14 protein-coding genes are annotated in these 12,559 nt (G+C 74.9%); all 14 read right to left on the bottom strand.

The features are described 5' to 3' along the window. Positions 1–96 precede the first annotated feature (96 nt). The 14 genes from pheT to ACGF5C_RS15545 all read right to left on the bottom strand — a co-directional run bounded on the left by pheT (position 97) and on the right by ACGF5C_RS15545 (position 12,558). Positions 97–2,676: a phenylalanine--tRNA ligase subunit beta gene (pheT, locus tag ACGF5C_RS15610; protein WP_393301905.1), complete on the bottom strand. Its 2,580-nt coding sequence runs from the start codon at positions 2,674–2,676 to the stop codon at positions 97–99. Positions 2,677–2,715: 39 nt separating this feature from the next. After that, positions 2,716–3,816, bottom strand: a complete 1,101-nt coding sequence (pheS, locus tag ACGF5C_RS15605) for a phenylalanine--tRNA ligase subunit alpha (protein WP_393301902.1) — start codon at positions 3,814–3,816, stop codon at positions 2,716–2,718. Between the two features lie 219 nt (positions 3,817–4,035). Beyond that, positions 4,036–4,875, bottom strand: coding sequence for a TrmH family RNA methyltransferase (locus ACGF5C_RS15600; RefSeq protein WP_393301899.1), 840 nt, complete (start codon positions 4,873–4,875; stop codon positions 4,036–4,038). Positions 4,876–4,907: 32 nt separating this feature from the next. Then, positions 4,908–5,300, bottom strand: coding sequence for a 50S ribosomal protein L20 (gene rplT / locus ACGF5C_RS15595; protein WP_184184750.1), 393 nt, complete (start codon positions 5,298–5,300; stop codon positions 4,908–4,910). 31 nt (positions 5,301–5,331) lie between these two features. Further along, positions 5,332–5,526 (bottom strand): 50S ribosomal protein L35, encoded by a 195-nt coding sequence (rpmI, locus tag ACGF5C_RS15590; RefSeq protein WP_007458415.1) that lies wholly within the window; start codon positions 5,524–5,526, stop codon positions 5,332–5,334. Between the two features lie 19 nt (positions 5,527–5,545). Beyond that, complete coding sequence (gene infC, locus ACGF5C_RS15585; protein ID WP_357457708.1) at positions 5,546–6,172, bottom strand: translation initiation factor IF-3; 627 nt, start codon at positions 6,170–6,172, stop codon at positions 5,546–5,548. A 439-nt stretch (positions 6,173–6,611) separates the two neighbouring features. After that, positions 6,612–7,085, bottom strand: coding sequence for a PH domain-containing protein (locus ACGF5C_RS15580; protein WP_393301896.1), 474 nt, complete (start codon positions 7,083–7,085; stop codon positions 6,612–6,614). Next, positions 7,082–8,113, bottom strand: coding sequence for a DMT family transporter (locus ACGF5C_RS15575; protein WP_393301893.1), 1,032 nt, complete (start codon positions 8,111–8,113; stop codon positions 7,082–7,084). Before ACGF5C_RS15575 ends, ACGF5C_RS15580 begins: the two co-directional genes overlap by 4 nt. Then, positions 8,110–8,955 carry an ATP phosphoribosyltransferase gene (gene hisG / locus ACGF5C_RS15570; protein WP_393301890.1) on the bottom strand — a complete coding sequence of 282 codons (846 nt, stop codon included), beginning with the start codon at positions 8,953–8,955 and terminating at the stop codon, positions 8,110–8,112. Before hisG ends, ACGF5C_RS15575 begins: the two co-directional genes overlap by 4 nt. 45 nt (positions 8,956–9,000) lie before the next feature. Continuing rightward, complete coding sequence (locus ACGF5C_RS15565; protein ID WP_088947482.1) at positions 9,001–9,264, bottom strand: phosphoribosyl-ATP diphosphatase; 264 nt, start codon at positions 9,262–9,264, stop codon at positions 9,001–9,003. A 138-nt stretch (positions 9,265–9,402) separates the two neighbouring features. Next, entirely contained in the window at positions 9,403–9,900 is a 498-nt protein-coding gene (gene ribH, locus ACGF5C_RS15560) for a 6,7-dimethyl-8-ribityllumazine synthase (protein ID WP_393301887.1), read from the bottom strand. 2 nt (positions 9,901–9,902) lie between these two features. After that, on the bottom strand, positions 9,903–11,168 hold the full coding sequence (locus ACGF5C_RS15555; RefSeq protein ID WP_393263752.1) for a bifunctional 3,4-dihydroxy-2-butanone-4-phosphate synthase/GTP cyclohydrolase II: 1,266 nt from the start codon (positions 11,166–11,168) through the stop codon (positions 9,903–9,905). After that, positions 11,165–11,860 carry a nicotinamide riboside transporter PnuC gene (gene pnuC / locus ACGF5C_RS15550; RefSeq protein ID WP_357700607.1) on the bottom strand — a complete coding sequence of 232 codons (696 nt, stop codon included), beginning with the start codon at positions 11,858–11,860 and terminating at the stop codon, positions 11,165–11,167. The genes ACGF5C_RS15555 and pnuC overlap by 4 nt, the downstream gene beginning before the upstream one ends. Continuing rightward, positions 11,860–12,558 (bottom strand): riboflavin synthase, encoded by a 699-nt coding sequence (locus tag ACGF5C_RS15545; RefSeq protein ID WP_393301883.1) that lies wholly within the window; start codon positions 12,556–12,558, stop codon positions 11,860–11,862. Before ACGF5C_RS15545 ends, pnuC begins: the two co-directional genes overlap by 1 nt. Position 12,559 lies beyond the last annotated feature (1 nt).

Below are 12,559 nucleotides of genomic sequence, written 5' to 3'. Positions count from 1 at the left end.
AGTGCCGCATCCGGGCGCGGGGAGGGCGGGACGGAGCCGGACACGGGGACGGCCCCCGCCCGGCGAAACCGGACGGGGGCCGTCGACGTCCAGGCGTCAGGCGCCGCGCAGGGTGGCGCCGCAGCGTTCCGCGGCCCGGGCGACCGCCGCGTCCCGCGCGGCCACCGCCTCCTCCACGGTCAGCGTCCGGTCGGGGGCCCGGAAGGTGAGCTTGTACGCCAGCGACTTCCGGCCCGCCCCGAGCTGCTCGGAGGCGTACACGTCGAACAGGCGCACCCCCTCCAGCAACTCGCCGGCGCCCTCGACCAGGGCGCGCTGCACCTGCGCCGCCGGGACCGACTCGTCGACCACCAGCGCCACGTCGATCAGCGCCGGCGGGAAGCCCGAGACGACCGGCCCGGACGCCACCGGGGCGGCCGGCAGCACGTCCAGGTCCAGCTCCATGGCGCTGGTCCGCCGGGGCAGCTCCAGCGCCGCCACGACCGCCGGGTGCAGCTCGCCGGCGTGCCCGACCACCGTGCCGTCGACCAGCAGCTCGGCGCAGCGGCCGGGGTGCCAGGGGGCGTACTCGGCGGCCCGGACCTCGATCCGGTGCGCGGGAATATCGGCGGCGGCGAGCACGTCCCGGCCGGCCTCCACGGCGTCCGCCCAGCCGGCCGGGCGGCCCGCGCCCCACCAGCCGGCCGGCTCGATGTCGCCGGTCAGCACGACGGCGACGTGCCGGGGCTGGTCGGGCACCACGGCGTCGGCGGCGGCGAACTCCTCGTCGCTGGGTCGCCGGTCCACGCCCATCGCCGGCGGGCGGCCGGCGCCGGGACGCGGGTGGAAGACCGCGCCGATCTCGTAGAGGGCGAGGTCGCGCTGGCCCCGGCCGAGATTGCGCTTCATGATGCCGAGCAGCGGGCCGAGCAGCGTGGTGCGCAGCAGCGGCTCCTCCTCCGACAGCGGGTTGGCCAGCCGTACCGCCTGCCGGCGCGGGTCGCCCTCGGGCAGGCCGAGCTGGTCGGCCAGCTCCGGGGCGACGAACGGGTGCGCGAGCACCTCCACGTACCCGCGCTCGGCGAGCGACCGGGCCACGGCCCGGCGGCGACGCTGCTGCCAGGTAAGGCCGCGGCCGGGCTGCGCCGGCGGCAGCACCGACGGCACCCGGTCGTACCCGTCGAGGCGGACCACCTCCTCGACCAGGTCCGCCGGGTCGGTCAGGTCCGGCCGCCAGGTCGGCGGGGTGACGGTGAGCGCCGCGCCGTCGCCGGCGGCGACGCCGACCTCGCCAGGGTCCTCGCCGAGCCGGTCGGCGCCGTGGGCGACCGTGCAGCCGACCTGCTCCAGCAGGGCCACCACCCGCGCCGGCGGGTAGGTCACGCCGGTCCGCCGGGTCGGCAGGTCGGCCGGCAGGACCACCGGGGTACGCGGCCGGACGTGGTCGATGTCGAGAATCTCGTCCCCGGCCGTGCCGCCGGCGTGCTCGGTGAGCAGCCGGACCGCCCGCGCGATGGCGACCAGCGGCAGGGCCGGGTCGACGCCCCGCTCCCACCGCTTCGCCGCCTCGCTGAACAGCCGGTGCCGGCGGGCGGTGCGCCCCACCATCACCGGGTCCCAGTGGGCGGCCTCGAAGAGCACGTTCGTGGTCCCCGCGACGACCTCGCTGGTCTCGCCGCCCATCACGGCGGCGAGCGAGATCGGGACGCCGGCACCCTCGCCCACGACGGGGTTCGGAAGCCCGGTGTCGCAGATCACCATGTCCTCGGGCGCGAGCGAGCGGGTCACCCCGTCCAGCGTGGTCAGCTTCTCCCCCGCCTCGGCGCGGCGGACCACCAGCGGCCCGGCGATCCGGTCGGCGTCGAAGGCGTGCATCGGCTGGCCCAGTTCCAGCATCACGTAGTTGGTGATGTCGACCGGCAGCGAGATGCTGCGGATGCCGGCGACGGTGAGCCGCCGCTGCATCCAGCCGGGGGTGGCCGCCGTCGGGTCGACGCCGCGCACGAGGCGGGCGGCGAACCGGTCGCAACCGACCGTGTCCCGCACCTCGACCGGGTACGCCGGGGCCTCCGTGCCGCCGGGAGCGGGCACCAGGCCCGGGTCGCGGAACGGCACGCCGAGGGTGTGCGACAGCTCGCGGGCGAGGCCGCGCAGGCTCATCGCGTACCCCCGGTCGGGGGTGATCTCCAGCTCGACCACGACGTCGTCGAGCCCGACGACCGGCCGCGCGTCGTCGCCCGGCTTGGCCGGGGTGTCCTCGGGCAGCACGATGATGCCCGAGTGGTCGTCGCCGAGGCCCAGCTCCTTGGCGGAGCAGATCATGCCGTTGGAGTTGCGCCCGTAGGTCTTGCGCGCGCCGATGGCGAAGCCGCCGGGCAGCACGCCGCCGGGCAGGATGACCACGACCCGGTCGCCCGGGGCGAAGTTGCGCGCCCCGCAGACGATCTCCTGCGGCTCGCCGGTGCCGTTGGCGTCGCCGACGTCGACCCGGCAGAACCGGATCGGCTTCTTGAAGCCGGTCAGCTCCTCGATCTCCCGGACCTCACCGACCACCAGCTGACCGGTGACGGTCTGCCGCAGGTCCACGACGGACTCGACCTCGATGCCGAGGTCGACCAGGGCCTGCTCCAGGTCGCCGGCGGGCAGGTCGGCGGGGAGGTCGACGTACTCCCGCAGCCAACTGACAGAAACTCGCATGACTCAGACCACCGTCTCCGTAACTCGTACCCGCATCGCCTACGCCCCGGCCCCGAACGCGCGGGTGAACCGCACGTCTCCCTCGGCCATGTCCCGCATGTCGCTGACCCCGTGCCGGAACATCACGGTCCGGTCGATGCCCATGCCGAACGCGAATCCCGAGTAGACCTCGGGGTCGATGCCGCAGGCGCGCAGCACCCGCGGGTTGACCATGCCGCAGCCGCCCCACTCGACCCAGCGCGGGCCGTCGCGGTGCTCCGGGAACCAGACGTCGAACTCCGCCGACGGCTCGGTGAACGGGAAGTAGTGCGGCCGGAAGCGGGTCTTCGCGCCCTCGCCGAACATCGCCCGGGCGAAGTGGTCCAGGGTGCCGCGCAGGTGCGCCATGGTGATGCCCTTGTCCACCACCAGGCCCTCCACCTGGTGGAAGACCGGGGCGTGGGTGGCGTCCAGCTCGTCGGTGCGGTAGACCCGCCCCGGCACGATCACGTAGATCGGCGGCCGGCGGGTCAGCATGGTGCGCGCCTGCACCGGCGAGGTGTGGGTGCGCAGGACGAGGCCGGAACCCGCCGGCTCGCCGGCCGTCCCGGCGGAGCCGTCGGCGGGTGCGATGTGGAAGGTGTCCATCAGGCCGCGGGCCGGGTGGTCGGCGGGGATGTTGAGCGCGTCGAAGTTGGTCCACTCCAGCTCGACCTCGGGCCCCTCGGCCACCTCGTAGCCCATCCCGACGAACAGGTCGCTGATCTGCTCCATCAGGGTGCTGATCGGGTGCCGGGCACCCCGGGGCCGCCGGTCGTGGGGCAGCGTCACGTCGACGCGCTCCTCCACCAGCACCCGTTCCGCCTGCTCCCGCTCCAGGACCTCCTGGCGGGCGGCGTAGGCGGCCTCGACGGCGCGGCGGGCCTCGTTGACCCGCTTGCCGGCGTCGGACTTCGCGGCCGGCGGCAGCGCGCCGATCTCCCGGCGGGCCAGCGACACCGGGGACCGGTCGCCGAGGTGCGCCGGACGCAGCGCGGTCAGCGCGTCCGGGTCACCGGCCTCGGCGAACGCCTTCTCGGCGGCGGCGACGGCCTCGGCCAGGGCGGCCGGGTCGAGCAGGGCGACCTGCTTCGGGTCGTACGGATCGTTGCGGTAGCTCATGGCGTACGGGCACTCCCTCACGGCGGCGCCAGCCCTCACGGGGGCGGCGAAGCGAGTCTACGGACGCGCGGCTGTGCCGCAGCCCGCCGGTGGGAGTTGCGCGGAAAGCAGGTCAGGCCCGCCGCCCGCCGACACCGGCGGGCTGGCTAAACGAACGCCGTGGCGCGTTCATGGGCGGACGCTCTCCTCTGCTGGACGGCTCGCGGGATCGACGACCGGTCACCGCTGCGCTCTCGCTGAAGCGTACAGGCAGACGGCGGCGGCCGCAGCCAGGTTCAGGCTCTCGGCGCGCCCGTGCAGCGGCACCCGGACGCGGGCGGCGGCGGCGGCGGTGAGCGCCTCCGGCAGCCCGTGCGCCTCGGAGCCGAACAGCCAGGCGGTGGGGGCGGCGAGCCGGCCGGCGTCGGCGAGGTCGTCGAGGTCGTCCTCGCCGTAGCCGGTGGTGGCGAGCACGGTGAGGCCGGCGGCGCGCAGCGCGGCGACCACGTCCAGCGGGTCGGGCGCGCGGACCACGTCGACGTGGAAGAGGCTGCCGGCCGAGGCCCGGACGCACTTGCCGTTGTACGGGTCGACGGCGTCGCCGGCGAAGACGACCGCGCCGGCCCCGGCGGCGTCGGCGGTGCGCAGCACGGTGCCGGCGTTGCCCGGGTCGCGGATCTCGGCGAGCACCGCGACGAGGCGGGGCCCGCCGGCCAGGGCCCGCTCCAGGGGCACGTCGAGGTGCCGGCAGACGGCGACCAGGCCCTGCGGGGCGACGGTCTCGGCGAGGGCGGCGAGGGCCTCGTCGGTCACCTCGGAGACCGGCACGTCGGCGCGGGCGGCGTCGGCGGCCAGGTCGGCGTGCCGGTCCAGGGCGGCGGGCGTACCGAAGAGTTCGGTGACCACCCCGGGGCGGGCCAGTGCCTCGCGGACCGCCTGCGGCCCCTCGGCGAGGAACCGGCCGGTGGCCTCGCGGTCCCGGCGGCGCTGGAGCCGGCGGGCGGCGACCACCCTGGGGGTACGCGGGGTGAAGGGGCCGGAGACAGCGTCGAGGCGTCTCCCGCGCGATGGTGACTGCATGGGAGACGCCTCGATCTGCTGGTGCGCGGGGATCAGGCGGCCTGGGCCGCCGCGCCGCCGGTGCCCTCGGCCGTGACCGCGGCCCGGGCCAGCTCGACGATCGCCGCGAACGCGGCGGCGTCGTTGACGGCCAGGTCGGCCAGGATCTTGCGGTCGACCTCGATGCCGGCCAGGCGCAGGCCCTGGATCAGGCGGTTGTAGGTCATCCCGTTGGCGCGGGCGCCCGCGTTGATCCGCTGGATCCACAGCTGCCGGAAGTCGCCCTTGCGGTCGCGGCGGTCCCGGTAGGCGTACTGCATCGAGTGCAGCACCTGCTCCTTGGCCTTGCGGTAGAGGCGGGAGCGCTGACCGCGGTAGCCGCTCGCGGTCTCCAGCAGGGTACGGCGCTTCTTCTGGGCGTTCACAGCCCGCTTGACGCGTGCCATCTCAACTCCTTCTTACGTCAGGTGGCGCGCGTCAGCGGCCGAGCAGCTTCTTGATGCGCTTGACATCGGCCTTGGCCAGCACGACGGTGCCGGTCAGCCGACGGGTCTGGGTGGAGGGCTTCTTCTCCAGGTTGTGCCGGAGGCCGGCCTGCTGGGCAACGATCTTGCCCTTGCCGGTCACCTTGACCCGCTTGCCCATCCCCGTGTGGCTCTTCATCTTCGGCATGTGGAACGTCTCTCCCCTGTTACTCGCCGCTGGTTTCGGCGACTGTGCCGGTGTCACCGGCCGCTGCGGTCTCGCCGGCCGGGGCGGCGCCCTCGGCTTCCCGCTCCCGCGGCCCGCCCCGGGCGGCCGTCGCGGCGACCGCGGCGGCCTTCGTGGCGCGGTGCGGCGCAAGCACCATGATCATGTTTCGGCCGTCCTGCTTCGGCGCGGCCTCGACGTACCCCAGCTCCGAGATCTCCGACTCGAGCCGGCGCAGGAGCCGGTAACCCAGCTCCGGGCGGCTCTGCTCGCGACCGCGGAACATGATCGTCACCTTGACCTTGTCGCCGGCCTTGAGGAACCGCACCACGTGACCCTTCTTGGTCTCGTAGTCGTGCGGGTCGATCTTCGGCCGGAGCTTCATCTCCTTGATGACGGTCTGCTGCTGGTTACGCCGCGCTTCGCGCGCCTTCAGTGCGCTCTCGTACTTGAACTTGCCAAAGTCCATGAGCTTGCACACCGGAGGGCGCGCCATCGGCGCAACCTCGACCAGGTCCAGGTCTACGTCCGCGGCCAGCTGAAGGGCGCGCTCCAGCGGGACGATGCCCACCTGCTCACCCTCGGGGCCGACCAGTCGGACCTCACGTGCCCGGATCTGCTCGTTCACGCGTGGTTCGACGCTGATGGGGCCTCCTCGAGTCAAAGTCTCCTGCGTGGCCGACCCCGCGGCTCCCGGGTGGGAGCCGACTCGGAAAGCAGAAGGCCCCGGCGCATGCCAGGGCCCGCTCGACCGGTCGGCACAATCACATGATCGCGCATCCGGCGCCGGGACGTGCCCGGAACCGGTGACCGGACCCGGCCACCGTGGCGGCGACTCGGGTGGGAGCAGGCGCTCCTCTTTCATGGCTGTCCGGTCACGGGCGACTTGCTCGCACGCGGAGACAGCCTGGTCGACTCGACAACACTACACCCTCGCCCGAGCGCCCCCAACCGGGCACCCCGGGCGGCCGGGCCGGGCCGCCGGCCTCGCCGGCGCAGCGGCTCAGTGGCCGGGCGCGCCCTCGGCGCGGCGGCTCAGCGGCCGGTCGCACCCTCGGCGCGGCGGCTCAGCGGCCGGTCGCACCCTCGACGAGACGTGCCTGGTGCGCCTGGTGCAGCCGGCGCAGCGCGCGGACCCCCTCGACGGCCAGCTCCTTGTCGGCGGCCTGCAGGGCGACCATCGGCAGCAGGTCGTCGTCGTGCAGCTCCAGGCTCGCCCAGGGCGCGCCCCGGTCGAAGCGGACCCCGCGGACGACCTCCCACGGCAGCTCGTACGAGCCGAGGACGTTACGCACGCGCACACCGCGCCCGTCCGCCTCCACCCGGGGCCGGGTGAAGAGCAGGAAGCCGAGGGCGCCGAACACGCCGAGACCGACCATCGCAATCTGGTCGCCCCGCTGGAAGCTGCCGTAGCCGTTGCCGGTTGCACCGGTCAGCGAGGTGGCCACCAGGCTGAACACCACGAGGAGCACGGCCGCCGAGGTCCAGCAGACTACCCGGAGGCGGCGCGGGCGGAGGCGGATCGTCTCGGTTTCGCTCACCCCACCAGTCTGCCACCCGCACCGGGCCGCTCGTCCGCCGCCACACGGGCGGACGGCACCGCGGCGCGGGTACGCCGGGCGGAGCCCCGACCGGCGATCAGCGCGGCCAGCAGGGTCAGCAGCGCGCCGGCGAGCACCGGCAGCCGGACGCCCGGCCCGCCCGGCACCAGCGCGTCCAGCAGCAGGGCGCCGCCCAGTTGCCCGGCGACCAACGCCAGGCCGGTACGCAGCACCCCGATCGCGGGCACCCCGACCACCAGGCTCGCCACGATGACCACGCCGAGCAGGCCGCCGGTGTAGAGGTACCAGGCGTCCGGCCAGGTCGGGGCCGGGCCGGCCAGGGCTCCGGCCAGCGCCGCGACGAGCAGCACCACCGGCGTGGCGGTGGCGAAGTTGACCGCGACCCCGGCGGCGGCCGAGCCGGCGGCGGAGACCCGCGCGTTCAGCGCGGACTGGAGCGCGACGGCCACCCCGCCGGCCACGGCCAGCAGCACCAGCCCGAGGGCGAGGTCGCCGATGGGCCGGCCGAGCTGGGCCAGCGCCACGGCGGTCACGCCCAGCAGGGCGCCGGCCACCCGCGCCGGGGTGAGCGCCAGCCGCCCGACCGGCGCCAGCCCCACCCGGTCCACGGCCAGCCCGCCGAGGCTGCCGCCAGCCACCTGCGCGATGGTGAAGACCGCCACCCCGAGCACCGGGACGATGTACGCGCCGAGCAGCACGATGGCCGCCCCGCCGAGCCCGCCCAGGTACGCCCACCAGGGCAGCCGGGCCCGGCGCAGCGCGACCAGGCCGGCGCGTGCCGAGGGCAGGGCCAGCACCCCGACGCCGATCAGCAGCGTCCCGCCGAGGTTGTTGACCACCGCGCCCAGGGTGGCGTTGCCGGCCCGCTCGCCCAGCTCGGCGTTGACCACGCCCTGCGCCGCCGACGCGAACCCGGCGAGGGTGACCACCACCATGGCCGCCCACGGCGGCAGGAGGCGCGGCACCGGCCGGGCCGGGATGCCCGCCGCCGCAGACGGGCCGCTCACAGCCGGCAGGCGTGGATGTTGGTGACGAGGATCGCGCGGGCGCCGAGCTCGTAGAGCTCGTCCATGATCCGGTGCACGTCGTCGCTGAGCACCATCGCCTGCACCGCCACCCAGCCCTCGCGGTGCAGCGGGGAGACGGTCGGCGACTCGATGCCCGGGGTCAGCGAGCTGGCCCGGTCCAGCAGGCCGGCCGGCACGTCGTACGCGAGCATCACGTAGCGGCGGGCCACCAGGACGCCGTGCAGGCGGCGCAGCAGCTGCTCCGACTGCGGGTGCGCCGGCGCGCCGGCGCGGCGGACGAGCACCGCCGAGGAGCGCAGCAGCGGCTCGCCGAAGACCACCAGGCCGGCCTGGCGCAGCGTGGTGCCGGTCTCCACCACGTCGGCGACCACGTCGGCGACGCCGAGCCGGATGGCGTTCTCCACAGCCCCGTCCAGGCGGATCACGTCGGCCTTCACGCCCAGCTCGGCCAGGTGCCGCTCGACCAGCCCCGGGTACGCGGTGGCGATCCGGTGCCCGCCCAGCTCCCGCACGTCGTCGACGTCCTCGGGGCGGGCGGCGAAGCGGAAGGTGGCCCGGCCGAAGTCGAGGTCCACCACCTCCTCGGCCGGCGCTCCGGAGTCGATCAGCAGGTCGCGGCCGGTGATCCCGACGTCGAGGTCCCCGGAGCCGACGTAGGTGGCGATGTCCTTGGGCCGCAGGTAGAAGAACTCGATGTCGTTGGGCTCGTCCCGGCAGACGAGGTCCTTGGGGTCGGTGCGCTGGCGGTACCCCGCCTCACGCAGCATTTGGGCGGCCTTCTCGGCCAGGGCGCCCTTGTTGGGTACGGCGACACGCAGCATGAGGGAGTGCTCCTTCGATCGGGTCTGATCAACGACGGGGCGCACTCACAGATGTCGGTAGACGTCCTTCAGGTCGAGGCCGCTGGCGAGCATCAGCACCTGGACCTGGTAGAGCAGCTGGGAGATCTCCTCGGCGGTCCGCTCCGGCCCCTCGTGCTCGGCGGCCATCCACGACTCGGCCGCCTCCTCGACGACCTTCTTGCCGATGAAGTGCACGCCCTTCTCGAGCGCGGCGACCGTGCCCGAGCCAGGGGTGCCGGCGGCGGCCTTGGCCTGCAGCTCGGCGAACAACTCCTCGAACGTCTTCACGCCGCGATTCTTCCAGCCACCCGCCGAGGTCGCGTGCTCCGGGTCCGGCCGCGTCGTCTTCCCCACCGCACCCTCCCGAGGGGTGGGACGGCCCACGCCGGTCGATCGACCCGGCCGCCCCACCGCCGGCCCCGGCGCTCAGCCGCCGAAGCCGACCCGGTAGCCGCTGTTGGTGAGGTTGCGGATGGCGAGGGCGGCGTCGAGGGCGGCTACCGTGGCCGCCCAGCCCTTGTCCTCCGCCGAGCCGGGCAGCCCGGCCCGGTCCCGGGCCTGCTCGATCGTGTCCACGGTGAGAACGCCGTGCGCCACCGGCTTGCCCTCGTCCAGCGCGACCCGGGTCAGCCCGTCGGTCACGGAGCGGCAGACGTAGTCGAAGTGGGCGGTGGCGCCCCGGACCACCACGCCGAGCGCGACCACCACGTCGCAGCGGCGCGCGAGGGCCTGGGCCACCACGGGCAGCTCGACCGAGCCGGCCACCCGGGCGGTGACCGCGCGGGCCCCGCACGCCTGGGCGGCGGCGACCGCCCGGTCGAGCATGTGGTCGGTCAGCTCGCCGTGCCACCGCGCGGCCACCACGCCGACCGTCATCCCGGCGGCGTCCACCGCCGTCACGCCCGGCTCCCCGAAACCCGCCATGTCTACGCTCCGATCTCGTCGCCGGGGACAGGCCGGCCCATCGGGGCCTCGGTGACCTCGTCCAGCTCGTCCAGCAGGTGCCCCATCCGGTCCCGCTTGGTGCGCAGGTAGCGCACGTTCTCCGGGTGCGGCCGCACCGGCAGCCCCTCGCGGCCGGTGACGGTCAGTCCGTAGCCCTCCAGGCCGGCCCGCTTGGCCGGGTTGTTGGTGAGCAACCGCATCGAGCGCACCCCGATGTCGTAGAGGACCTGCGCGCCGGTGCCGTAGTCCCGGGCGTCGGCCGGCAGGCCCAGGTCGAGGTTGGCGTCCACGGTGTCCCGGCCCTGGTCCTGGAGCTGGTACGCCTGGAGCTTGTGCAGCAGGCCAATGCCGCGCCCCTCGTGGCCGCGTACGTAGAGCACCACGCCGCGCCCCTCCTCGGCGACCCGGTCCAGGGCCGCGTCGAGCTGGGGGCCGCAGTCGCAGCGCACCGAGCCGAAGACGTCGCCGGTGAGGCACTCGGAGTGCACCCGCACCAGCACGTCCCGCCCGTCGCCGATCTCGCCCATGACCAGGGCGACGTGCTCGGCCGAGTCGTGCTCGCTGCGGTAGCCCAGCGCCCGGAACACCCCGTGCCGGGTCGGCATGCGGGCCTCGGCGACCAGCTCGACCTGCTTCTCGGTGCGCCGCCGGTACGCGACCAGGTCGGCGATGGTGACCAGGGTCAGCGCGTGCTCGGCGCAGAACTTCTCCAGGTCCGGCAGCCGCATCATGGTGCCGTCGTCGTTGACCAGCTCGCAGAGCACGCCGGCGGGGCGCAGCCCGGCCAGCCGGGTCAGGTCGACGGCGGCCTCGGTGTGCCCGGGCCGGCGCAGCACGCCGCCCTCCCGGGCGCGCAGCGGCACCACGTGCCCGGGGCGGGCCAGGTCGGTCGGGCCGGTGCCGGGGTCGGCGAGCAGCCGGATGGTGTGCGACCGGTCGGCGGCGGAGATGCCGGTGCTGACCCCCTCCCGGGCGTCCACGGTCACCGTGTAGGCGGTGCCCCGCCGGTCCTGGTTGGTGTGGTGCATCGGCGGAAGGTCCAGCCGGTCGCACTCGCTCTCGGTCAGCGGCACGCAGATGTAGCCGGACGTCCACCGCACCATGAACGCGAGCAGCTCCGGCGTCGCCAGCTCGGCGGCGAAGATCAGGTCGCCCTCGTTCTCCCGGTCGGCGTCGTCGACCACGACGACGGGCCGGCCGGCGGCGATGTCCGCCACCGCCTGCTCGATGCTCCCAAAGGTGGTCATGCCACGGCCTCCGAGTAGGTCTGCGGGATCGGGGCGGGCGCCGGACGGGCGACCCGCGAGGTGCGCCACCAGGCGACGACGCCCCAGGCACAGAAGGCGCCGTAGACGAGGTACATGGCAGCCGAGGGGTAGAACCCGCCGCGCAGCAGCAGCGGCACGCCGACGGCGTCGACGGCGATCCAGACCAGCCAGAAGTCAACCCAGCCGCGGGCCATGCCGTAGGTGGCCAGCAGGCTGCCGGTGAGGATCCAGGCGTCCGGCAGCGGGCCCCAGGAGCCCAGCGCGGCGAGCACCGGGTAGAACGCGGCGGTGCCGAGGACGGCGGCGGCCAGCAGGCCCAGCCGCTCCCGGCCGGTGGCCCAGCGGGGCGCCACGGCGGCCTGGTCGTCGTCACCGTGGCGACGGTTGCGCGACCAGCGCCACCAGCCGTAGAGGCTGACCGCGAAGAAGAAGACCTGCCGGCCGGCCTGCCCGTAGAGGTCGTGCGCCTGCGGCGTGGCGAAGACCCCGCCCAGGAACACGGTGAACAGCAGCGCATTGCCGATCATGCCGACGGGCCAGGCCCAGACCACCCGGCGCAGGCCGAACAGGGCCGAGGCCAGCCCGAAGCCGTTGCCGACGATCTCCCGGACCAGCACCGGCGAGCCGCCGATGCTCAGCTGCGCGTCGAGCAGCCACCCGAGCGGGCCCATCAGGCCGTCCCTCCCGTCGTGGCGGCGCCCGGCAGGCCGGCGACCGGGGCGTCCGTGCCCGGGTGCCCGCCGGTCGGGCCGGCCTCGGGGCGTCCGGGGTCGGCCAGCCGGGCGCCGAGCAGCCGCTCGACGTACTTGGCGAGGACGTCCACCTCGAGGTTGACCGGGTCGCCGACGCCCCGCGCGCCGAGGGTGGTCAGCTTCAGCGTGGTCGGGATCAGCCCGACGACGAACCAGTCCGGGCCGACGTCGGCCACGGTCAGCGAGACGCCGTCGACGGTGATCGAGCCCTTCTCCACCACGTACCGGGCCAGGGCGGCGGGCAGGCGGAACCGGACGGTCTCCCACTGCGCGGCCGGCTCCCGGGCGAGCACCTCGCCGACGCCGTCGACGTGGCCCTGCACCAGGTGCCCGCCGAGACGGCTGCCGAGTGCGGCGGCCCGCTCCAGGTTGACCGGGTCGCCGGCCCGCAGCGCGCCCAGCGCGGAGCGGCGCAGCGTCTCCCCCATCACGTCCGCCGTGAAGACCCCGTCGGCGGCTTCCACGACGGTCAGGCAGACGCCGTTGACCGCGATCGAGTCGCCGTGCCGGGCGTCGGAGGTGACCAGCGGGCCGCGGACCGCGACCAGCGCCGAGTCACCCGCCGTCGGCGTGACCCGGACGACCTCACCCAACTCCTCGACGATGCCGGTGAACATG

The sequence above is a fragment of the Micromonospora sp. NPDC047620 genome (assembly GCF_043205005.1).
In the GTDB taxonomy this organism is placed as follows: Bacteria; Actinomycetota; Actinomycetes; order Mycobacteriales; family Micromonosporaceae; genus Micromonospora.
This window is presented reverse-complemented; position numbering and strand designations above follow the sequence as displayed.

Excerpts from the sequence above, each read along its gene's own strand:
- pnuC (WP_357700607.1), bottom strand. The coding sequence starts at position 11,860 with ATGGGCCCGCTCGGGTGGCTGCTCGACGCGCAGCTGAGCATCGGCGGC.
- ACGF5C_RS15600 (WP_393301899.1), bottom strand. The coding sequence starts at position 4,875 with ATGCAGTCACCATCGCGCGGGAGACGCCTCGACGCTGTCTCCGGCCCC.
- rpmI (WP_007458415.1), bottom strand. The coding sequence starts at position 5,526 with ATGCCGAAGATGAAGAGCCACACGGGGATGGGCAAGCGGGTCAAGGTG.
- rplT (WP_184184750.1), bottom strand. The coding sequence starts at position 5,300 with ATGGCACGCGTCAAGCGGGCTGTGAACGCCCAGAAGAAGCGCCGTACC.
- ACGF5C_RS15545 (WP_393301883.1), bottom strand. The coding sequence starts at position 12,558 with ATGTTCACCGGCATCGTCGAGGAGTTGGGTGAGGTCGTCCGGGTCACG.
- pheS (WP_393301902.1), bottom strand. The coding sequence starts at position 3,816 with ATGAGCTACCGCAACGATCCGTACGACCCGAAGCAGGTCGCCCTGCTC.
- ribH (WP_393301887.1), bottom strand. The coding sequence starts at position 9,900 with ATGGCGGGTTTCGGGGAGCCGGGCGTGACGGCGGTGGACGCCGCCGGG.
- pheT (WP_393301905.1), bottom strand. The coding sequence starts at position 2,676 with ATGCGAGTTTCTGTCAGTTGGCTGCGGGAGTACGTCGACCTCCCCGCC.
- hisG (WP_393301890.1), bottom strand. The coding sequence starts at position 8,955 with ATGCTGCGTGTCGCCGTACCCAACAAGGGCGCCCTGGCCGAGAAGGCC.
- ACGF5C_RS15555 (WP_393263752.1), bottom strand. The coding sequence starts at position 11,168 with ATGACCACCTTTGGGAGCATCGAGCAGGCGGTGGCGGACATCGCCGCC.